Here is a 19,298-nt window from a genome sequence, read left to right as displayed (position 1 = left end):
CCGATTCTTGCTGAAAAACCGGATTTCGCTTCGGGTGGCCACGGCGGCCGGAGCGGCGGCGGTCGTCGTCGCGGGGACAGCTTTCGGCGTCTCCGCATTCGCCGACACCGGGGCTGTGCCGGACCAGGCGGCCTCCGCTGCGGTTCTGCCGGAGGACGCACCGGTCGAAGAGGAGATCCCGTTCTTCGTCGACTCCGACCCCCTCACCCAGGAAGCGCGCCAGAACCTGCGCGCCCAGGCCACCACCGAGCGCGATGCCGCGGTCGATGCCGGTTCCGCGTCAGCCCAGGGCGAGGTCGCACCGGAGAAGGAGGAAGAAGAGGAAGAGGCAGAGGAGGAGACCTCCGGCGGAGGCGACCAGGGCGGAGGCGGAAGCACCTCTCCCGTTCCCGCCTCGGAGTCCAAAGCCATCGCCCGCGAACAGTTGACCGCCCGCGGGTGGGGCGACGACCAGTTCAGCTGCCTGGAATCCCTGTGGGAGAAGGAAAGCAACTGGAACCACCTCGCCCAGAACCCCAGCTCGGGAGCCTACGGGATCCCGCAGTCGCTGCCCGGTTCCAAGATGGCCAGCGCCGGTTCCGACTGGCAGACCAACCCCGCCACCCAGATCAAGTGGGGGCTGGGCTACATCAAGGACCGCTACGGCGCCCCCTGCGACGCCTGGCAGCACTCCCAGAACAACGGCTGGTACTAGAGCCGGGAAAGCGGTCCGCCCCGTCACCGACGGGGCGGACCGCTTCGTTGTTCCGGGGCCGGGCCGCGGCTACTGCGAGTTGGTCATCGACAGCACGTCGAGGGCCTCGTCCAACTGGGCCTCGGTGAGCTTGCCGTCGGTGACGTAGCCCCGTTCGATGACGACCTGGCGAATCGTCTTGCGCTCGGCCAGCGCCTGCTTGGCGACCTTCGCGGCCTCCTCGTAACCGATGTAGCGGTTGAGCGGCGTCACGATGGAGGGAGAGGACTCCGCGTACTCACGGCAGCGTTCCTCATCCGCCGCGATCCCGGCCACACAGCGGTCGGCGAACACACGGGAGACGTTCGCCAGCAGCCGGATCGACTCCAGCACGTTGCGCGCGATCAGCGGCAGTTGAACGTTCAGTTCGAACACCCCGGATGCGCCACCGAACGCGACCGCCGCGTCGTTGCCCACGACCTGCGAGGCGACCTGGAGCACCGCCTCGGGCAGTACGGGGTTGACCTTGCCTGGCATGATCGACGAACCCGGCTGGAGGTCGGGCAGGAAGATCTCGGTGAGGCCGGTCCGCGGACCGGAGCCCATCCAGCGGATGTCGTTGGCGATCTTGACGTAGCCCACGGCGATCGTGCGCAGCTGGCCGGAGAGCTCCACCAACCCGTCCCGTGCACCCTGCGCCTCGAAGTGGTCGCGGGCTTCGGTCAACGGCAGCCCGGTGGCCCGCGCGATCTCGGCGATCACCTTGGGCGAGAAGCCCTCGGGCGTGTTGATGCCGGTGCCCACGGCGGTCCCGCCCAGAGGCAGCTCGGCGACGCGCGGCAGGCTGGCTTCGACCCGCTCGATGCCGTAGCGGACCTGTGCGGCGTATCCGGCGAACTCCTGACCCAGGGTGACCGGAGTGGCGTCCATCAGGTGGGTACGGCCGCTCTTGACGACCGTCGCGAACTCCGCGGCCTTGGCACTGAGCACGCCTTCAAGGTGACGCAGCGCCGGGACCAGGTCGTTCACGATCGCGGAGGTGGCCGCGATGTGAATCGAAGATGGGAAGACGTCGTTGGACGACTGCGACGCGTTCACGTGGTCGTTGGGGTGCACCGGCTCACCGAGCCGCGCGGTGGCAAGGGTGGCCACGACCTCGTTGGTGTTCATGTTGCTGGACGTGCCGGAGCCGGTCTGGAACACGTCGATGGGGAACTGGTCGTTCCACCGGCCTTCGGCGACCTCCAGGGCTGCGGCGTGAATCGCCTCGGCCAGATCCGGTTTGATCACGCCCAGCTCGGCGTTGACCGTCGCCGCTGCGGCCTTGATGTGGCCCAGAGCAGCGATGTGCGCGTGCTCCAGTCCCTGACCGGAGATGGGGAAGTTCTCCACCGCCCGCTGGGTCTGCGCCCGCCACTTGGCGTCGGCGGGGACCTTGACCTCGCCCATCGAGTCGTGCTCGATCCGGAATTCACTCATTGCGAAAAGACACCTCCAGGGAAACTTTCACGTCAAAGACTGTCAGACCCTGCTGTGAGATCGTGCCCTGGGCCCGCTCCCCGGCACAGAGATTCACACCTCACCCGTGCGCCGTACCCCGGGGTGTCGGCACGTGGGGCCGACGATTTTGATCACCGAGGCGGGAACGGTCGGCGTGCCCCGGCCGTTGCAGGTCCTGGAAAGGGACGCCGACCGGTGCGTCCCCGTGCACGGCCGGGCAGCGCACCACCGGTTGTTGCGTACTCTCGGTGAGGTGAAGACCCGGATGAAGCGGAATCGCCGCTGGCCAGTCGTGCTCGGCGCCGTGTCCGTCCTCCTGCTCGGGGCGGGGTCGTGGACCGTCGCGACCGCGACCGACGACGCCCAGGGCGGTTACCAGGTCTCGGAGCAGCAGATCCAGGTTCCCGAATCCCCTGGCAGCCCCGACCGCATCGAGCTGGACACCTCCGCCTACCTGCCCCAGCAGCAGGGGGACGGACCGTTCCCGGCCGTTCTGCTGGCGCACGGTTTCGGCGGCAGCAAAGCCGACCTCCACGGCCAGGCCGGTGAACTCGCCCGGGCCGGCTACCTCGTCCTGACCTGGTCGGCGCGTGGTTTCGGGGAGTCGCAGGGACGGATCGGCCTCAACGATCCCGACCGAGAAGTGGCAGATGTCTCACATCTGATCGACTGGCTGGCCAAGCGCCCCGACGTGTCCTTGGACGCCGAGGGCGACCCCCGTGTGGGCATGGCCGGCTCCTCCTACGGCGGCGCGGTCACCTTGATGGCCGCGGGCGTCGACGACCGCATCGACGCCATCGCCCCGCAGAGCACCTACCACGACCTCACCGAGGCGATCTTCCCCGAGAGCTCGGTGGACACCGACGACGAGGGCGTCTACAAGCGGATGTGGACGGGCCTGCTCTTCAGCGCGGGCGGCTTCGGCGGGTTCGACGCACCGACCGACTCCACCGCACAGCAGGACGACGGTGCCCCCGAGGCCGCAGGATCGGACACCCCGGCCGCCCAGCAGCCGACCCCCCAGCCCGATGTCGATGCGGACACCCTCGACACCCCGGTCGACCTGGACCAGTTGGGTAATTCCGTGCGCTGCGGCCGCTATCAGCCCGAGATCTGCGCGCTCTACGAGCAGGTCGCCGAGCAGGGGACGGCCACCCCCGAGATTCGTGAACTGCTCACCCGGCACAGCCCGGCCGCCTCGACCGCCGACATCTCCGCCCCGACCCTGGTCGTCCAGGGCATGAACGACTCGCTGTTCCCGCTCGACCAGGCCGACGCCACGGTTGCGGACCTGCGCGCCAACGGTGTCGAGACCTCCGTCATGTGGACCGAGGGCGGGCACGACGGCGGCGACGCCGAGGCCCCGTACATACGGGAGCGCATCCAACGCTGGTTCGACGTCCACCTCGCCGGCGCCGATGCCGATCCGGTGCCCGTTTTCACCGTCAGCCGAGCCGGCGGCCTCACCGCCGGCGGAGGCACGGCCGAGGTCCGGCACGCCGAGTCCGATGAGTACGTCCCTCTGGCCGACGGTGACCGAGAGCGCATCGAACTGTCCAACACACCGCAGCCCGTCTCCTCCCCACCCGGAGGTTCGCCGGCCGCGATCTCGGCTCTCCCCGGTCTCTCCGCGTTGACCGGCCTGGGATCCCTGGGCGGTCTGGGCGGCTTCGCCTTCGACATGCCCGGTCAGACGGCGTTCTTCGAGTCCGAGCCTGTTGGCGCCGCCGGGGTGGACGTCACCGGAGCCCCGACGGTGCGCGTCAACGTGGTGGGGGACGGCGAGACGGTCCTTTTCGCCAAGCTCTACGACGTGGACTACGACGGACGGGCCACCCTTCCCCGCCAGCTCGTGGCCCCCGTCCGGGTCCAGGCCACCCCCGAAGGCACCGAGGTCCCGATCCAGCTGCCCGGGGTCGACCACTCCTTCGCCAGCGGCCACAAACTGCGCCTCGCGGTCAGCACCAGCGATATGGCCTATGCCGTCCCCGCGCAGAGCGTCACCTCGGTGGTGTCACTGGCCGATGCCGGTGTCGAGGTTCCGGTCCGCCCTGACCTCGTCGCCTCCGCGCCCCCGTTGCCCGTCTGGGTCTGGGCCCTCCCCCTCGCCGCTCTGGCCGTCGCGATGGGCCTCCTGGCCACCGCCCGGCGGGCCGGGAGCGCGGGGCGGCCCGATCCCGACCTCGCCGACGTCCCGCTGCGCATCCAAGGGCTGACCAAGCGCTACGCCAACGGCTACCTCGCTGTGAACGACCTTTCCTTCCAGGTCGAGCGCGGACAGGTGCTGGGGCTGCTCGGCCCCAACGGCGCGGGCAAGACCACCACGCTGCGCATGCTCATGGGCCTGGTGCGCCCCGATGCCGGCGAGATCCGTATCTTCGGACACCGGGTCGTCCCGGGAACCTCGGCGCTGGCCCGACTCGGGTCGTTCGTGGAGGGGCCCGGGAATCTCCCGCACCTGTCCGGGCGCGCCAACCTCGACCTGTACTGGAAGGCCATCGGGCGTCCCGACACCGAGGCGCACATGGCCGAGGCGGTCGAGATCGCCGCCCTGGGTTCTGCCCTGGACCGTCCGGTGCGCACCTACTCCCAGGGAATGCGCCAGCGGTTGTCCATCGCCCAAGCGATGCTCGGTCTGCCCGATCTGCTCGTGCTCGACGAACCCACCAACGGCCTCGACCCACCCCAGATCCGCGAGATGCGCGACGTCCTGGTCAAGTATGCGGCCACCGGGCGCACCGTCATCGTGTCCAGTCATCTGCTCGCCGAGGTCGAGCAGACCTGTACGCACGTGGTCGTCATGGACCAGGGGCGCAAGGTCGCGGCCGGTCGCGTCGAGGAGATCGTCGGCGCGGGTACGGCGATCCTGGTCGGCACGCCTGCTCCTGAGGACGCCCTGGTCCGGGTCCGCGCCCTCGACGGCGTTCGCGCCGCCGAAGTCGGTGCCGACGGACTACTGGTGCACCTGGAGGGGATCACCGTCGCCGCATTGGTCGCCGAACTCGTCGGAATGGGGATCGCCGTGGACCGGGTCACCCCGCACCGTCGCCTGGAGGACGCCTTCCTGTCCCTGATCGCAGACGCGGCAGCCGGAGAACGCCCATGACCGAGCACACGACGCCGACGCAGGGATACCGCGTGGGCCGCACCCTGCCGCTTCGAGTGGAGTTCGCCCGCCAGCTGCGCCGCCGTCGCACGCAGTTGGCGTTCGGTTTCCTGTTCCTGCTGCCCTGGATCCTGGTGCTCGCCTTCGCGGTGGACACCGGATCCGCCGACGAGCAACCCGATCAGCAGTCGTCCGGATTGTTCACCAGCATGACCGACATCGCCACGACCGGCGCGGTCAACTTCGCGGTGTTCACGATGTTCGTCTCCACCGGCTTCCTGCTGGTGGTCGTTGCCGGGCTGTTCTTCGGCGACACGGTGGCCAGCGAAGCCAACTGGTCGTCGCTGCGCTACCTGCTGGCTGCCCCGGTACCCCGGATGCGATTGCTGCGGCAGAAACTCCTCGTGGCGCTCGCCATGGTCACCATGGCCGTCGTTCTGCTGCCGTTGACCGCTCTCCTCGCGGGAGCGGTCTTCTACGGCCTCGACCCCCTGGTCCTGCCCTTGGGCGGCCCCCCGCTGTCCACAACCGAATCGTTGGGACGCCTCGGCCTGATCGTCCTTTACGCGCTGGTCAACCTACTTGTCGTCTCGGGGACGGCATTCGCGCTCACGGTTGCCACCGACTCGCCGTTGGGGGCGGTGGGCGGCGCCGTCGGACTGATCATCATGTCCAACATCCTTGAGGCAGTAGACGCTCTCGGCGCCGTCCGAGAATTCCTGCCCGCCTACTGGTCGTTCGCCTGGGCCGACGTGATGCTCACCGACATCCCGGTGGACTCGATGATCAAAGGGGCAGCCGTCTCGGTTTCCTACGCGCTGATTCTTTTCGCCTGGGCGTTTCGCCACTTCTCCCGTAAGGACGTGGTCTCCTAGCCTTCATCGCGGGAGGCCCGCAACGGGGAAGGGGAGAACCGCGGCGCCAATGGGACGACCACCAACAGCAGCAGCATCGGGACGGCGAACGCGGCTCGCAGGTCGGCCAGTTCGGCAACCGTCCCGATCAGGATCGCTCCCACGACGAATCCCACGTAGTTGAAGATGTTGACCCGGGCGACCGCCACCCCGGTGCCATGCGGGTCGAGGGCGCCTGCTGCGGAGAAACTGGTCGGCACGATCACCGAGGCACCCAGTCCGGCCAGTGCGAACCCCACCAGGGCGGGCCAGGGCCGGCTGGCGGACACGATCGCGAACAGGCCGAGCACGGCCAGCACCGCACCGGTTCGCACCACCGACGGTGCACCGTACCGACGGATCATGAAGTCCCCGACCGCCCTGCCGAGAACGGTCGTCACCTGGTAGGCACCGTAGGCAAGCGGGGCCAGTGCCCCAGCAGCCAGAGCTCCGGTCATGAAAACGGCGCTCCAGGTGGACACCGCGGAGTCGGCGATGTAGACGATGGCCAACGCGGTCCCGATCACAATGATCGGTCGCCACGGGACACGGGGCGCAGGACATCCACCCGATGCGGCCTGCGGGACGGCGCGCCCCCGGTACAGCAAAGGTCCGGCAGCCAGATTGACCAGTACGCCGATCCCGGCCACCACCGCGAAGGCCCCTGCCAGTCCCGGGCCGGCCCCGGCAAACATCCCGAGTGCACCGGTCGGGGCGAGACCTGCGGTGAAGGCCGCCCACAGGGAACCCAAAATCGCTCCGACGCTCCACACACCGTGGAAACCGGTCACCATGCTCCTACGGTAGGCGCGCTCCACTGCGACGGCCTGCATGTTCATTGCCGCGTCCACCACACCGAGGAGAAGACCGACGCAGAAATTGGCGGTGTAGAGCCATGGAAGCCCAGGAGCCGCACCCACTCCCACGATGGCCAGCGCCAACGCCGGTTGGGCCACGCGCAGCAATGCGGCGCTTCCCACCCTGGGGGAGAGGACGCCGGCCACCGCGCTGCCCACCCCCGCAACGACGGGGACGAGGGCCAGTACGACCGTCAACTGGCCCTCACCGAGGGCAAACCGATCCTGGAGGGCGGGAATCCGGGTGACCAGCGTCGCGAACAACAGGCCGGTGACGAGGAAGACTCCGTATCCGGCAATCCGGGCGCGTCGATCGACCGCGGTCGTGGAATTCGCCATCGGACCTCCACGGTAAATGTGAATCTAATTCACATAAGCTAACCCGTGGTGGCCGCCTCGACCAGAGAAATCAGGAGGGGGCCTGCGTCACCGCTGCTCGGCCGCCGGAGGAGAAGGGCGGTCGGTAGTGCACGAAGTACGTACTGGACGTCGGGTCACGGGCCCTTCCCTCTGCTGCACCGGGTGGGGCCGCCCCTGCCGCGACCTGGAAGCAGTGGTTCGGGGTCAGCCGAGTTCGGGTCGCTTCCTGGCCCGCCGTAGCCAGGGCCGTCTGCGCCGGGGGGCGCTGACGTGCACCGAACCGAACAAACAGAATCCTTCCACCTCCAGAACCGGAGCGTCGGCCACGGGGGACGGTCGGGTCGTGGTCATGCGCCGGCCGAGAAACGACCACCCGGTCACCCGCACCTCCATCCCCTCGGGCACCCGCACGTGGACACGGCCGAACAGCGCGGAGGCCGTCATCCGAACCGTGTTGCGCACCAGAAGCGCGTCGCGAAGGTCGATCTCGGCGGTCCCGAAAAGGGCGTAGGCATACTGCTGCGGTGCGACCACCCAGCGTCCCGCACGGGTGTCGTTTCCGAAGAACGCGGAGACGGGGGCGGTCTCCAACCGGAGGGGCTGACGTTCGGCCGGTAGCAGGTCGCTGGTGATCGGGGGGAGTTCGCCGAGGGTGCGCGCCTCGTGCACCCGGTCACTGCGCTCGGTGAACTCCTCCAGGTCCAGTCGGCCGTCCTCGGCTGCTGCCCGCAGCACGTCCAGTACACGCTGCCTGTCGGCATCGGAGGCGCGCAGCTTGGAAGCGGGTAGACCCTCATTCACCCCTTCAACCTACTGTGCCGCTGGGTGTGCGGGGGAGGCCGCACACCCAGCGGAGGGTCACCGGTCGGCCGGTGGCCCGGGGCCGGTCAGGCGGCGCGGTGCGCGCCGGCGGCACGGCGGCGCCGCGCGTACCACGCGAGTCCGGCCCCGCCCAGCATGGCGACCAGCGCGCTGAGGAACAGGCCGGTAATGGTCGATCCCGTCACCGGAAGCTGTTCCCCGTTGTGTGCGGCGTTGTGTCCGTCATGCGTGCCCTGGCTGTCGACGGGCGGCGGCTGGGAGTCGCCCGCGGGTGCTTCGGGGGATGCCGAAGATTCGGGGGAGGCTTGACCGCCGTCGGTCGTCCCGGAGCCGTCGTTCGTCTCCTTCTCTTCGGCGGGGGGACCGACCGGTTCCGGGGTCGTGCCGCCGGTGCCCTCACCCGCCTGTCCGCCGTGCTCGGCGTGCTCGTCGCCCGGGTCCATGCCGCCCACGGGGGTGATGGTGGGCAGCCCCTGGCCGGTTCCGCCGAAATCGACGTCGGAGCAGGAGTAGAACGCCTCGGGGCTGTCGGTGCGCTGCCAGATCACGTAGATGACGTGCCGTCCGCTCTTGCCCTGGGGCAGGGGGCCGGTCAGGTCGTACGTGCCGGCGACCGGCTGCGGGTCGTCCACCCGGTGAAAGGGTTCTTCTTCCAGGTCCGACCACTTCAAAGCCTGGTCGGGGTCGTAGCCGTCCTTGGTCACGTACAGCTCGATGTACCCCTTGTGCGGGGCGGTCACGGTGTACTCCCAAGCGAAGTCACCGCTGGTGGCGAGGTTGGTCGCGGCCCAGTTTCCCGGCTTGTCCAGGCCGGAGAAAGCGGGGTCGCCGCCACTGCAGAGCTGGCCGTCGGGGATGTTCTGCCGGTGGTTGCTGTCGGCCTCGCCGTCGCGAACCCCGTTCCAGTCGTAGAGCGCCTGGGAGCCGTTGGCCGCGACCAGGTCCTTGCACGCCTGCGACTGGGGATTTTCGGGGCCTTCGGCATGGCAGGCCGCGATTCTGCTCGCGGGGCTGCCCATCGTTCCGTGGGCGTGGGCCACGCCTGTGCCCAGGCCGATGACGGCCAGGGGAGCGGTGGCCAGTACGGCCAGGGCTCGTGTCGCACGTCGCGGATTCATTGGGGGACTCCTCAGTTGGACTAGGGGGAGCCGTGCGGGAAGCGGGTCCGCACGGTCGTCCGGGCTGGAGGACAACCTTCCGGGGTGTGCCGAGCCGTGTACGCCGCCCCCCTGTGACGTCGGCAGGGGAAGCGGTCCGGGGAATCCGGGACTGCTCGAACGTGATTCCAGCCCACCCGAAAGGTGTGAGAGAGGACTATACACATTCGATATCTTCTGCGGTAACTGAAGAAGAAAGGGTGCTTTGAGCAGGATATTTGTGTTTTTTGAGTGTTAATGATAAAGGAGGTTTCCTATTTTTTTATCCCTTTTGAGGTGTTTTAAAGTCGAGAGTCTGATTTGCATTTTCCGTCTCTTCGGGTAAAGGCCTGGGATGTGGTCCCGGCCCCCTGGAAACCGCTGGAAAATTCGTGGGCATGCCATCTACGGTGGGGCGCATGACCTCGTCGCGGTTACGCCAACCGTTCTCCGAAGAGCACGCGGACACCCCTCCCGCAGCCATCTCGCTGCGCCGGGTGGTGAAGCGCTTCGGTACCCTGACCGCCGTCGACGGACTCGACCTCGACGTCCCGGAAGGCATCGTGCTCGGTCTGCTCGGCCCCAACGGAGCGGGAAAATCCACCACGATGCGGATGCTGACCGCCCAAAGCCGCGCCGACTCCGGGCACATCAGCATCCTGGGCCACCCGATCCCGCAGGAATCCAAGTGGGCGCGCTCGCTCATGGGGGTCGTCCCCCAGCACGACAACCTCGACGAGGAACTGACCGTCGAGGAGAACCTGCGCGTTTTCACCCACCTCTACCGGGTCCCGCGCCGCGAACGCGCCCAGTGCGTTGAGCAGGCTCTGGGGCTCGCCCATCTAAAGGACCGGAAGGACAGTTTCACCGGCAAGCTTTCCGGAGGGATGCGCCGCCGGCTGCTCATCGCCCGCGGGCTGGTCCACCGTCCCCGCGTGGTCCTGCTGGACGAGCCGACGGTCGGTCTCGACCCCCAGGTCCGACAGGAACTGTGGGGACTCATCTCGGGACTGCGCGACGACGGTGTGACGGTCCTGATGTCCACCCACTACATCGAGGAGGCCGAACGGCTCTCCGACGAGGTGGCGTTGATGGCCAAAGGACGGGTGATCAACCGTGGCACCCCCGCCGAACTCATCACCGAGTTCGCCGGGAAACTGGTCGAGGAGTACGCGGTGAGCCTGGACAAGATCGCCTCCTTGGAGGACATGGTGCACGCCGCCGGGTTCAGCACCCGACGCACCGGATCGGCGCTGTCGGTCCTGCGCGCCGAAGACCTGCCCGACTCGCTTCGCGACCGTCTCGGCGCAGGCACACGACGGGTCAGCAACCTCGAAGACGTGTTCGTGGCACTGACGGGGGAGCGAGTCGAATGACCATGGCCGAACACGCGGCAGCCCAGCGCGGCCTCCGCTCCGAGTCCCGCCCCGGACGCTTCGAACTCGCCCCCATCACCGGTGTCCTCGCCCGGGAATGGGCGCTGTACCGGCGCACCTGGGGGCCGGTCACATTCGCCGCGATCGTCGAGCCGATCCTGTACCTGCTCGCCTTCGGCTTCGGTATGGGCGCTCTGGTGGGCAGCATCGCCGGCTACGACTACATCGACTTCCTCGGGACCGGCATCGTCGCGATGTCCGTCCTGTTCACGTCGATGTTCCCCGGCATGATCAACACGTTCGTGCGACGCGAGTTCCAGCATTCTTATGAGGGAATCCTGGCGGCACCGGTGGACGTCCGAGAGGTCATCACCGCCGAGGCCCTGTGGATCGCCCTGAAAGCAGGCGTCTACGGGTGCGCTCCGCTCCTGGTGGCGATCGGTTTCGGGTTGAAGCCCACCCCGGCGATGCTGCTCGTCCCGTTCATCGCCCTCGTCACCGGATTCGGCTTCGCCCTATTGGGCATCCTGCTCTCGGCCCTGATCTCGTCGATCCGGATGATGGACTACCTGATCTCGGGCGTAATCACCCCGCTGTTCCTCGTCGCCGGAACGTTCTTCCCGATCGACCAGTTGCCGGGCTGGGCGCAGACGATAGCCGCGTTGAACCCGCTCTACCACTGTGTGGAACTGGTGCGTGGAACCGCCTTCGAAATCGGGCTGCTGCCCTTCCTGGGGCACGCCGCAGCGCTCTGCGTCTTCACTGCTGTCGCCTGGATCCTGGCGGTCACGATGATGCAGCGCAGGCTCATCGACTAGTAACACGCGTGAGGCGACCCCGGAAACGGCGATCAGCGCCCCCCGGGTGCGCCCCTGCCGGTGGTCCCGGCCGCCGACTGCTCGACCGGGACCACGGGGAGCCGGCGCCGGGCCGGCAGCTGTCCCCGGTTGGCTCAGGAAGGGCTGGGAACCCACCGCAGGATGGTCGAGGAGCCGCCGCCGTCGCTCAGTTCCACCGCACCGCCGATCCCGCCCCACTGTTCGGGGTTGGCCTCCTCGGCCTCTTGGGCGATGTAGCGGCCGTCCATGTAGAAGCCGATGTGCGCTCCCTCCAGGCCCTTCATCGTCTGCTGGAACACTGGATCGTCCCCCAGCCGTCCGGTGCCGGCGGTCCCGTAGGACAACACGGTCGTGTCGCCGTCGGCAGACACCCCGGGGCCGGTGGTGTAGCCGCCGGAAGCCGTCCCCGCCGCGAATTCCTCCCAGATTCCCTGGTCGGCACCGGCCAGCCGGACCTCGAAGGACCCGTCGTCACCGGAGCCGAAGAAGTCGTCGCCGATATCGGTGAAACCGATCGCGGTCGTTGTCCCCAACAACTTCGTGAAGTCGCCGGGAAGCGCCACTCCCATCTGCTGGAATGCCTCGTTCGCATCGGCGAAGTCCGGGGAGGATTCGATCGTGTCGGAGTTGGTTTCCCACACCTGCTGGGCCAGGGCGTCCAGCCCGTCACCGCCAACTGCGATCACCGAGTTGTCGGGAAGGTCGTTCAACGCGGTGATCCCGCCGGCGGGAACCTCACCGGACAGCATGGCTTCGCCGTCCACGGTCCACGCGTAGGCGTCGGCGCGGAACTCCAGGTAGTCGCTTTCCAGGCGCAGGACGGCGGCAACACGCCCATCGAGGTCGCCGACCTGGGCCAAGTCGTCGAAACTGCCGTTGGAGGCGCCCAGCGCGCTCTTGCTCAACCCCCCGATGTCGCCCCACAGGGTAGCCACCCCCTCCCCGATCTCGTCGATGTCGGTGGCGAAGGTCTCGTTCTTGTCCAGCGTGCCGTACTGGGCGATCTGGCCGTCCAGGTCGGCAAGGGAGGCGTCGTCGGTCGTGACGAGCGCGAACCCGTTCTTCACGACGAAGGAGAAGTCCTGGGACTCCGCGTGTACTTTCTCCAGGGTTTCCGTGGCCTTCCCCTCGTTCTCGGCGGCGATGGCCACCGCGAACACCGGTGCGCTGTCGGGCCCCTCCCACACCGCGAAACCGAAGCGCTGGCCCAGCCACGGCTCCACGTCGTTGACGTAGTCCAGCTCTGGGAACGCCTCCTCGACGACGGCGCGCGCGGGGTCTTCTTCGGAACCGCCCAGCTCATCGCGGACGGAGTCGGGGAGTTTGTTGTAGAACTGCGCGTAGGACGCCCACTGTCCGCCGGTGGGCTTGAGGTCCACCTTGGCGAACATCAGCGACGACCCGGGCAGCACGGTCTCGGGCTGCGGGCCACCGAACAGGTTGTTCACCAGTGCGGTCGAGGCCCACACCGTCGTCCCCATCAGAGCAAGGGCCACAACCACAGAGGCCGGGACCAGCCAGATGCTCTTCTTGCGCGGTGCCGGCCCGGGAGCCGGTTGGTAGACGTGTCCCGGAGGGGGGCCCTGCGGCGGGTATCCGTAGCCGGGCTGCCCCTGCACGGGCTGCTGCCCCCACTGCTGCGGAGGCTGGTTGGGCGGGTCGGGGTAGGACATCGAACCTCCGGACTGCACGGGATCTTTCGTGTCTAGGCCGGTAGGACCCGCCGTAGAGGGCCGGGGTTCCCCCAGGACGCACATCGTTTTCGAAAAGTGATCGGCAGAGACCGCACCCGCTGCGGCCCCGCGTGTCCGTGGAGCCGCAGTGCGAACGTGCGGGCGGCGCCCGCACCGATGGGACTTCCGTTGCCGATCGCTAGTTTGCGGTCTTGAAATCGATGCCGCTGTAGGTCGCCAGCTTGCTCAGGCGGTGCTCGCTCATGACCCGGCGGGTGGTCCCGCTCCGCCCCCGCATGACCAGGGAGTCGGTGGTCGCCCCGCCCGCTGCGTAACGAACGCCGTCGATCAACTCGCCGTCGGTGATCCCGGTGGCCGCGAAGAAGACGTCGTCGGAGGAGACGAGGTCGTCGGTGGTCAGCACCCGGGACAGATCGTGCCCGGCCTCCTGCGCCTTGCGGCGCTCGTCGTCGTCGGTCGGCCACAACCGTCCCTGGATCACACCGCCCAGGCACTTGATCGCGCATGCCGTGATGATGCCCTCGGGCGTACCGCCGATTCCCAGGAGCAGATCCACCCCGGTGCCGGCCCGGGCAGCCATGATCGCACCGGCGACATCGCCGTCCATGATGAACTTGATCCGTGCCCCGGTGGCGCGTACCTCGTGCACGAGCCGCTCGTGCCGCGGCCGGTCCAGGATCACGACCGTGACGTCCTGCGGTGTGCCGCCCTTGGCCGCGGCGACGGCCCGGATGTTGTCGGCGACGGGCGCGTCGATGTCCACCTCCGCCGCCGCGGCAGGCCCGGTGACCAGCTTCTCCATGTAGAACACGGCAGAAGGGTCGAACATCGAACCGCGTGGGCTCACGGCCAGTACGGCCACGGCGTTCGGCATTCCCATCGCGGTCAGGCGGGTGCCGTCCACCGGGTCCACCGCCACATCGCATTCGGGGCCGGTGCCGTCGCCCACGCGTTCGCCGTTGTAGAGCATGGGCGCGTTGTCCTTCTCACCCTCGCCGATGACGACCGTGCCATCCATCGAGACGGTGCTGATCAGGTGACGCATCCCGCGTACTGCGGCACCGTCGGCCCCGTTCTTGTCCCCGCGGCCGACCCAACGGGCGGCGGCGAGCGCCGCGGCCTCGGTGACCCGCACGAGTTCCAACGCGAGGTTGCGATCGGGGGCGTCGGTGGGGGTCGGCACAGGAGCGTTCGGAGTGGTCATGATCGGCCTTTCGGGTCAGCTCGGGCGCCCCGGCAAGCGAGGGACCTGCTGATTTTCTCAGCTTCGGTCCCGGGTGGAGTTCGCTCGGGAGGCGGCTCGCGTACTCTCAACCCTAGGCGAGCCCCCCGCACGCGATCGAGGACGATTGGGTTGACTGTGGAGAAGGTGGAAAAGCCGGTACGGATCTCGCACCGCGGCGCTGCCACGCGCAGCGCGCTGCTCGTAGCGGCGTCGCACGTGTTCCGCACGGTCGGTTTCGACCGGGCCGGGGTCAGCGAGGTCGTCGCCCACGCGGGGGCCAGCGTCGGCAGTCTCTATCACCATTTCGGGGGCAAGGCCGATCTCTACATCGCGCTCTACGAAGAGTTCCAGCAGCGGCAGCAGGAACGCACGCACCAGGCCGCAGCCCTGGCGAGAGCCGCCGGTGAGACCGATCCGGCCCGATTGATGAACCGCTCGGCCCGGGCCTACCTGGAGGGCTGCATCGAAGAGCGCGAGCTCACCTGGCTGTTTTTCAGCGGGGACAGCCCCCCGGGTTTCGAGGCCACCATGCGCACCCGGCTGCGCGAGTGGACCGACCGCAACGTCGCCCTTTACCGCAAGGCCGATGAGCCCGTCGACGAGGCACTCCTGCTGATCGTCAGTGGTTCGATCTCCCTCGCCGTCAGCGAGGTCGTGCGCCGGGAGGACGTGACCGCGGCCCGCGCCCTCGCCGACCAGGTGGTCGACACGCTCGGACGCCTCACCCCACCCCGGTAAGGACGCCCCGCCGACATCGGGCAAGCTGGTCGGACCATGACCGAACGCAGTCACGAAGCGGAGTACACCGCATGAGCAGTGGTGGCAGCCGCGCCAACAGCACTTTTACCGGATACGCGATTGTCCTGGGGGTGATCGTGCTCATCGTGGGCGCCATGGCCTTCGTGGTCAACGGCCGTTCCGTGGAGCACATCCCGAGCATCGACTACACCGCCGACGCCCTCACCCTCGCCGAGGTCGCCCCCTACCGTACCTACGCGCCGCGGGACCTGCCGGACGGATGGGTCCCCACCAGCTCACGGCTGGAGACCGGCGGGGCGCTCCCGGGAGAGGACCCCAAAGAGCCGGTCAGCTGGTCACTGGGGTTCGCCACCCCACGGGACCGGCATGCCGCATTCAGCATCAGTGACGCCGATCCGGCCACGTTCATCGCCGAGACCAGCCGCGGTGGTACACCGGACGGTGAATCGACGGTGAACGGCGAAGAATGGGAGCGTTATTACAGCAAGTCAGAGGGCGAGCGTGCCATCGTCAGACGTGCTGAGGGCGCGACCCGAGTTGTTTCGGGCAGTTCTCAATACGACGAGCTGGAAGTACTCGCGCAGTCGCTGGCCGCGCAACAAAAGCCGGAGTAGCGGTCCGCTGCCCCTAGCGGCCATTCGGGTTCCTGTTTCGGATCTGCTTTAACCTCGCTTTGAGGTGCAGCGGGGTATATCTGAGGTCAACCAGTAATTACGGAGTTGATTTCCAGATGTTCGATGCACTATTCGATTGGTTCAAAGGCATGGTCACCGGCGCGGCTGAAACCGTCGGGGAGACCGCCGAGACCACCACCGCCGGATTCGGTGACGCAGCCGCCCAGGTCGGTGATCAGGCCGGGCAGTTCGAGGCGGGGCTGACCGAGCAGTACGGCACTGCCCAGGACGCCTTCGCCGACCCCGGAGCGATGGCGGGTGACTATGCGGCGGATGCCGGGGCCGCACTCGGTGATCAGGCCGGGCAGTTCGAGGCGGGGCTGACCGAGCAGTACGGCACCGCCCAGGACGCCTTCGCCGACCCGGCAGCCGCAGTCGAGGGCCAGGCCGCCGACCTTTCGGCCGCCGCGCAGGCCCAGGCCCAAGAGGCGGCCCAGCCGGCCAAGGACCTGGGAGAGTTCTTCCCCGAACGGTGACCCCTTCCAGGCTCGTCCCACGGTCAGAACGGTGCGTCGTCCCCCTCACCAGGGGTGTCCTCGGCCAAGGCCACGGCGAGCCTGGCGCGGGCTCCCTCCAGCCACGACTCGCAAGTCCTGGCCAGTTCCTCCCCGCGCTCCCACAGGGCCAACGATTCCTTCAACGTCAGGCCGCCCGACTCAAGGCGCCGCACGACCGTGTTCAACTCCTCCCGCGCCTCCTCGTAGCCGAGCTCAGGCTCGGTCGCCCCTGCCTCTGTGGTCTCCGTCATCGATCGTCCCCTTCCTCCGGTGCCGCCTCGCCGGCGGTCACGGTCAGTTCGTCTTCGGCGAAACGCAGCCGCAGCGGATCGCCGGTCCCCACCTCTTCCGCAGAACGGACCACGGACCCGTCCGCCCGCTGCACGATGGCGTAGCCGCGCGCCAGCGTCGTAGCCGGCGACAGTGCGTGCAGCCTGGCCCCCGTATGAGCGAGGCCGTCGGCGGCTCGGTCCAGTGCCGTCGTCAACGCCCGTCGGGCACGGTCACGCGCATCCAGGACCTGTTCCACCTGCCTGTCCACCTCGCGCAGCGGGCTGGCCAGCACCGGGCGCGAACGCATCCCCGCCAGCCACGCCTCCTCACGGGCGACCCCCCCCTGAAGGACCCGGCGTCCGCGGTCCCGCAACTGCCGGATCAGCTGGAGTTGTTCTCCCACGTCCGGTACGACCTTCTTGGCGGCGTCGGTCGGCGTGGAGGCCCGCACGTCCGCGACCAGGTCCAATAACGGACTGTCCTGCTCGTGGCCGATCGCACTGACCACAGGGGTCCCGGTGGCCGACACCGCGCGCACCAGCGCCTCGTCGGAGAACGCCAACAGGTCCTCCAGAGAACCGCCGCCGCGTGCGATGACGATCACGTCCACCTCCGGACGCGCGTCGAGATCCTTGACGGCCGCCATCACCTCGCCCACCGCCCGGTCACCCTGGACCGCGACCTCGCGTACCTCGAAACGCACCGCCGGCCAGCGGCGCCGTCCGTTCTCCAGGACATCGCGTTCCGCGGCGGACTCGCGACCGCACACCAGCCCGACCACGCCGGGCAGGAACGGCAGACGCCGTTTGCGGGACTCCGCGAACAGCCCCTCCGCCGCGAGCGTCGTTCGCAGTTGCTCCAACCGGGCCAGCAGCTCGCCCAGACCGACGTGCCGGATCTCCAACGCCTGCAGCGCGAAGGTGCCCCGCGGCACGTAGAAATCGGGTTTGGCGTGAATCACCACGCGCGCTCCCGCCTGGGGGGCCGGCGCGGCCGCCTCCAGGACCCGTACCGGACAGGTGACCCGTGCCGAGACGTTGGCGACCGGGTCGCGCAGCGTGATGTAGACCATCGAGCCGCGGCGGTTCAGCTCCGCGATCTGGCCCTCCACCCAGATCCGGCCGAGCCGCCCGACCCAGCCGCCGACCGCTTGCATGACGACGCGGACCGGCTGCGGTGCCTCAGGTGTGCTCTCCATCCCCATGGCATCCGAGCCTAGGCCCACGTGGCGACAGCGCAGGGGTAGCCGCCCCGGGTGTCCGGCACGGGAAGCCGGATCGGAGTCAGCCCCCCACGCCTCGGCCGCGCGGGCCGCGACCCGCGCGGCCGGGCAACCGGTCCGCGATGGCCGCTGTGCGCTCGGCCTCCGAGACCCGCGCCGTTCGTGAGGCGATTCTGCCCACGCGCGCGGCCGGTCTCGGGGGCGGGGGAGCGGAGTACAGCCCAGCCCGATCCGGCGAGTGCGAGGCGGCTGATCCGGGCGGGCCGCTCGTTCCCGGGTGGGACGAGTTGGGAACGGTAGAGGTCGTCCAGGTCTGTGCCCGACAGGATCTGTGCTCCGACGATCGATCCGGCCGAGGTGCCGGCCACGAGGTCGGCGTCGGTCAGGTCCACGCCCGTCTCACGGAGGCCCGCCAGCAGCCCGAGCTCCCATGCGATCCCGGTGACGCCGCCGCCACCGAGTACGAGTGCCTTGCCCACGAGCAGATCGGCCCTTCCGCTCCGAAACGTGCCCGACCCGCCCCACCACAGGAGAACGCGGACGACCGCACCAGGCGGAGGCCCTTCAGGACACGGGCCCGAAAAAAGCGGTGGGACCCGGTGGCGACGCGCGGTCGCGCAACCGGGTCCCGCAAGGGTTCGACCCTCGATGGGGGCACGTTCCCTAGGCCTGTGCCTCGGCCTCCAACTTGGCGATCCGGTTGTCGTACATGCGCACGAACTCGGCGCGGTTGTCGTTCGTCGACTCGTAGGTGCGAAGTTGACGCACTTCCTCAAGGGTGAGCTTGCGCAACCGGGCCCGGACGGACGGAAGGGTCAGCGCCTCGTAGTTGGGCACGGGCAGCGGAATGTCACCCTCGGAGATCCGGGCGCCCTCGGCCGCGGCGGCGTGGACCGCGCTGAAGACCGCGGTGTCGGATGCGCCGGTGGGGGCCTCTGCCACGTCCAGCGCCTCGACGATCTCCGCCTTCTCCTCCGGCTGGACCAGGGCGGAAGTCTCTTCCGCAACGGTCTCTGCGGGGGAGGCGGTGTCCTCTGCGTCCTCTGCGGGCGCGGTCTGCGCGCTCTCCTCCACGGGCGAGGGCGCAGGCTGGGCACTGCCGACGGGCTCGGCCACCGGAGCGGCGGGTGAAACCGGTTCGGTCGAGGCGGCCGGGGACTCGGCAGCGGGCCGTTGCCCCTCGGAGGAGGCCGCCTCGGTGGTGAACTCGCCGGCCGCCTCGGAAGGCGCGGCGTCGGCGGGGACAGCCCCTGACGGGGCGGTGTCAGGAGTCACGGCGCCGGGCGCGGCGGCGTCTTCGGGCTTGCTGGAAGCCACCGGCTGGCTGGACCCGCCGAAGGCTCGCTTGAGGGCGTCGGTGATCTTGGTGACGAGGGTCGGCTTCGACATGGG

18 protein-coding genes are annotated in these 19,298 nt (G+C 68.8%); 8 read left to right on the top strand and 10 right to left on the bottom strand.

The features are described from left to right. The first annotated feature begins 7 nt into the window (after nt 1-7). Nucleotides 8-694 carry an aggregation-promoting factor C-terminal-like domain-containing protein gene (locus QSJ59_RS05910; RefSeq protein ID WP_285757659.1) on the top strand — a complete coding sequence of 229 codons (687 nt, stop codon included), beginning with the start codon at nt 8-10 and terminating at the stop codon, nt 692-694. A 69-nt stretch (nt 695-763) separates the two neighbouring features. On the opposite strand, the gene QSJ59_RS05905 is transcribed toward QSJ59_RS05910, so the two are convergent. Beyond that, complete coding sequence (locus QSJ59_RS05905) at nt 764-2,152, bottom strand: class II fumarate hydratase (RefSeq protein WP_285757658.1); 1,389 nt, start codon at nt 2,150-2,152, stop codon at nt 764-766. Nucleotides 2,153-2,285: 133 nt separating this feature from the next. Here QSJ59_RS05905 and QSJ59_RS05900 point away from each other — a divergent pair, with 133 nt between their 5' ends. Together QSJ59_RS05900 and QSJ59_RS05895 are read left to right on the top strand one after the other, a co-directional pair. Then, nucleotides 2,286-5,279: an alpha/beta fold hydrolase gene (locus QSJ59_RS05900; RefSeq protein WP_285757656.1), complete on the top strand. Its 2,994-nt coding sequence runs from the start codon at nt 2,286-2,288 to the stop codon at nt 5,277-5,279. Next, the gene (locus QSJ59_RS05895) at nt 5,276-6,154 is read left to right on the top strand and encodes an ABC transporter permease (RefSeq protein WP_285757654.1); all 879 of its coding nucleotides are present in this window, start codon (nt 5,276-5,278) and stop codon (nt 6,152-6,154) included. Before QSJ59_RS05900 ends, QSJ59_RS05895 begins: the two co-directional genes overlap by 4 nt. On the opposite strand, the gene QSJ59_RS05890 is transcribed toward QSJ59_RS05895, so the two are convergent. The 3 genes from QSJ59_RS05890 to QSJ59_RS05880 form a co-directional block, all read right to left on the bottom strand. Further along, nucleotides 6,151-7,368 carry an MFS transporter gene (locus tag QSJ59_RS05890; protein WP_285757652.1) on the bottom strand — a complete coding sequence of 406 codons (1,218 nt, stop codon included), beginning with the start codon at nt 7,366-7,368 and terminating at the stop codon, nt 6,151-6,153. The genes QSJ59_RS05895 and QSJ59_RS05890 overlap by 4 nt on opposite strands. 225 nt (nt 7,369-7,593) lie before the next feature. Continuing rightward, nucleotides 7,594-8,190: a DUF1707 SHOCT-like domain-containing protein gene (locus tag QSJ59_RS05885; protein ID WP_285757650.1), complete on the bottom strand. Its 597-nt coding sequence runs from the start codon at nt 8,188-8,190 to the stop codon at nt 7,594-7,596. A gap of 86 nt (nt 8,191-8,276) precedes the next feature. After that, complete coding sequence (locus QSJ59_RS05880) at nt 8,277-9,329, bottom strand: lytic polysaccharide monooxygenase auxiliary activity family 9 protein (RefSeq protein WP_285757649.1); 1,053 nt, start codon at nt 9,327-9,329, stop codon at nt 8,277-8,279. Between the two features lie 437 nt (nt 9,330-9,766). Here QSJ59_RS05880 and QSJ59_RS05875 point away from each other — a divergent pair, with 437 nt between their 5' ends. Both QSJ59_RS05875 and QSJ59_RS05870 read left to right on the top strand, forming a co-directional pair. Further along, nucleotides 9,767-10,723, top strand: coding sequence for an ABC transporter ATP-binding protein (locus QSJ59_RS05875; RefSeq protein ID WP_285757648.1), 957 nt, complete (start codon nt 9,767-9,769; stop codon nt 10,721-10,723). Nucleotides 10,724-10,725: 2 nt separating this feature from the next. Then, nucleotides 10,726-11,541, top strand: coding sequence for an ABC transporter permease (locus tag QSJ59_RS05870; protein ID WP_432707438.1), 816 nt, complete (start codon nt 10,726-10,728; stop codon nt 11,539-11,541). Nucleotides 11,542-11,675: 134 nt separating this feature from the next. On the opposite strand, the gene QSJ59_RS05865 is transcribed toward QSJ59_RS05870, so the two are convergent. Both QSJ59_RS05865 and glpX read right to left on the bottom strand, forming a co-directional pair. Next, nucleotides 11,676-13,235 carry an acyltransferase gene (locus tag QSJ59_RS05865; RefSeq protein WP_285757644.1) on the bottom strand — a complete coding sequence of 520 codons (1,560 nt, stop codon included), beginning with the start codon at nt 13,233-13,235 and terminating at the stop codon, nt 11,676-11,678. Nucleotides 13,236-13,434: 199 nt separating this feature from the next. After that, on the bottom strand, nt 13,435-14,460 hold the full coding sequence (gene glpX, locus QSJ59_RS05860; protein WP_285757643.1) for a class II fructose-bisphosphatase: 1,026 nt from the start codon (nt 14,458-14,460) through the stop codon (nt 13,435-13,437). Between the two features lie 156 nt (nt 14,461-14,616). Between glpX and QSJ59_RS05855 the strand changes: the two genes are divergently transcribed. The 3 genes from QSJ59_RS05855 to QSJ59_RS05845 all read left to right on the top strand — a co-directional run bounded on the left by QSJ59_RS05855 (nt 14,617) and on the right by QSJ59_RS05845 (nt 16,390). Continuing rightward, complete coding sequence (locus tag QSJ59_RS05855; protein ID WP_285757927.1) at nt 14,617-15,219, top strand: TetR/AcrR family transcriptional regulator; 603 nt, start codon at nt 14,617-14,619, stop codon at nt 15,217-15,219. Between the two features lie 71 nt (nt 15,220-15,290). After that, a complete protein-coding gene (locus QSJ59_RS05850) occupies nt 15,291-15,854 on the top strand; it encodes a DUF4245 domain-containing protein (protein WP_285757642.1) in 564 nt (187 codons plus the stop codon). A 116-nt stretch (nt 15,855-15,970) separates the two neighbouring features. After that, nucleotides 15,971-16,390, top strand: a complete 420-nt coding sequence (locus QSJ59_RS05845) for a hypothetical protein (RefSeq protein WP_285757641.1) — start codon at nt 15,971-15,973, stop codon at nt 16,388-16,390. 23 nt (nt 16,391-16,413) lie between these two features. Here QSJ59_RS05845 and QSJ59_RS05840 read toward each other — a convergent pair whose 3' ends face one another. From QSJ59_RS05840 to QSJ59_RS05825, 4 genes are all read right to left on the bottom strand, one after another. Continuing rightward, nucleotides 16,414-16,662 (bottom strand): exodeoxyribonuclease VII small subunit, encoded by a 249-nt coding sequence (locus QSJ59_RS05840; RefSeq protein WP_285757640.1) that lies wholly within the window; start codon nt 16,660-16,662, stop codon nt 16,414-16,416. Further along, the gene (gene xseA, locus QSJ59_RS05835) at nt 16,659-17,888 is read right to left on the bottom strand and encodes an exodeoxyribonuclease VII large subunit (RefSeq protein ID WP_285757639.1); all 1,230 of its coding nucleotides are present in this window, start codon (nt 17,886-17,888) and stop codon (nt 16,659-16,661) included. Before xseA ends, QSJ59_RS05840 begins: the two co-directional genes overlap by 4 nt. 11 nt (nt 17,889-17,899) lie before the next feature. Beyond that, complete coding sequence (locus tag QSJ59_RS24315) at nt 17,900-18,385, bottom strand: patatin-like phospholipase family protein (protein ID WP_349497182.1); 486 nt, start codon at nt 18,383-18,385, stop codon at nt 17,900-17,902. A gap of 184 nt (nt 18,386-18,569) precedes the next feature. Continuing rightward, the gene (locus QSJ59_RS05825) at nt 18,570-19,295 is read right to left on the bottom strand and encodes a DUF8129 domain-containing protein (RefSeq protein ID WP_285757638.1); all 726 of its coding nucleotides are present in this window, start codon (nt 19,293-19,295) and stop codon (nt 18,570-18,572) included. Between the last annotated feature and the right edge of the window lie 3 nt (nt 19,296-19,298).

Origin of the sequence: Nocardiopsis ansamitocini, from assembly GCF_030268225.1 — a bacterium.
Classification (GTDB): domain Bacteria; phylum Actinomycetota; class Actinomycetes; order Streptosporangiales; family Streptosporangiaceae; genus Nocardiopsis_D; species Nocardiopsis_D ansamitocini.
Note: the sequence above shows the minus strand (reverse complement) of the source record. Positions and strands in the feature narration are given on the sequence as shown.

What these genes read in the sequence shown, in the direction of transcription:
- QSJ59_RS05905 (WP_285757658.1), bottom strand. Translation starts at nt 2,152, where the DNA reads ATGAGTGAATTCCGGATCGAGCACGACTCGATGGGCGAGGTCAAGGTC.
- QSJ59_RS05895 (WP_285757654.1), top strand. Translation starts at nt 5,276, where the DNA reads ATGACCGAGCACACGACGCCGACGCAGGGATACCGCGTGGGCCGCACC.
- QSJ59_RS05890 (WP_285757652.1), bottom strand. Translation starts at nt 7,368, where the DNA reads ATGGCGAATTCCACGACCGCGGTCGATCGACGCGCCCGGATTGCCGGA.
- QSJ59_RS05880 (WP_285757649.1), bottom strand. Translation starts at nt 9,329, where the DNA reads ATGAATCCGCGACGTGCGACACGAGCCCTGGCCGTACTGGCCACCGCT.
- QSJ59_RS05875 (WP_285757648.1), top strand. Translation starts at nt 9,767, where the DNA reads ATGACCTCGTCGCGGTTACGCCAACCGTTCTCCGAAGAGCACGCGGAC.
- QSJ59_RS05870 (WP_432707438.1), top strand. Translation starts at nt 10,726, where the DNA reads ATGGCCGAACACGCGGCAGCCCAGCGCGGCCTCCGCTCCGAGTCCCGC.
- QSJ59_RS05865 (WP_285757644.1), bottom strand. Translation starts at nt 13,235, where the DNA reads ATGTCCTACCCCGACCCGCCCAACCAGCCTCCGCAGCAGTGGGGGCAG.
- glpX (WP_285757643.1), bottom strand. Translation starts at nt 14,460, where the DNA reads ATGACCACTCCGAACGCTCCTGTGCCGACCCCCACCGACGCCCCCGAT.
- QSJ59_RS05850 (WP_285757642.1), top strand. Translation starts at nt 15,291, where the DNA reads ATGAGCAGTGGTGGCAGCCGCGCCAACAGCACTTTTACCGGATACGCG.
- QSJ59_RS05845 (WP_285757641.1), top strand. Translation starts at nt 15,971, where the DNA reads ATGTTCGATGCACTATTCGATTGGTTCAAAGGCATGGTCACCGGCGCG.
- QSJ59_RS05840 (WP_285757640.1), bottom strand. Translation starts at nt 16,662, where the DNA reads ATGACGGAGACCACAGAGGCAGGGGCGACCGAGCCTGAGCTCGGCTAC.
- xseA (WP_285757639.1), bottom strand. Translation starts at nt 17,888, where the DNA reads ATGGGGATGGAGAGCACACCTGAGGCACCGCAGCCGGTCCGCGTCGTC.
- QSJ59_RS05825 (WP_285757638.1), bottom strand. Translation starts at nt 19,295, where the DNA reads ATGTCGAAGCCGACCCTCGTCACCAAGATCACCGACGCCCTCAAGCGA.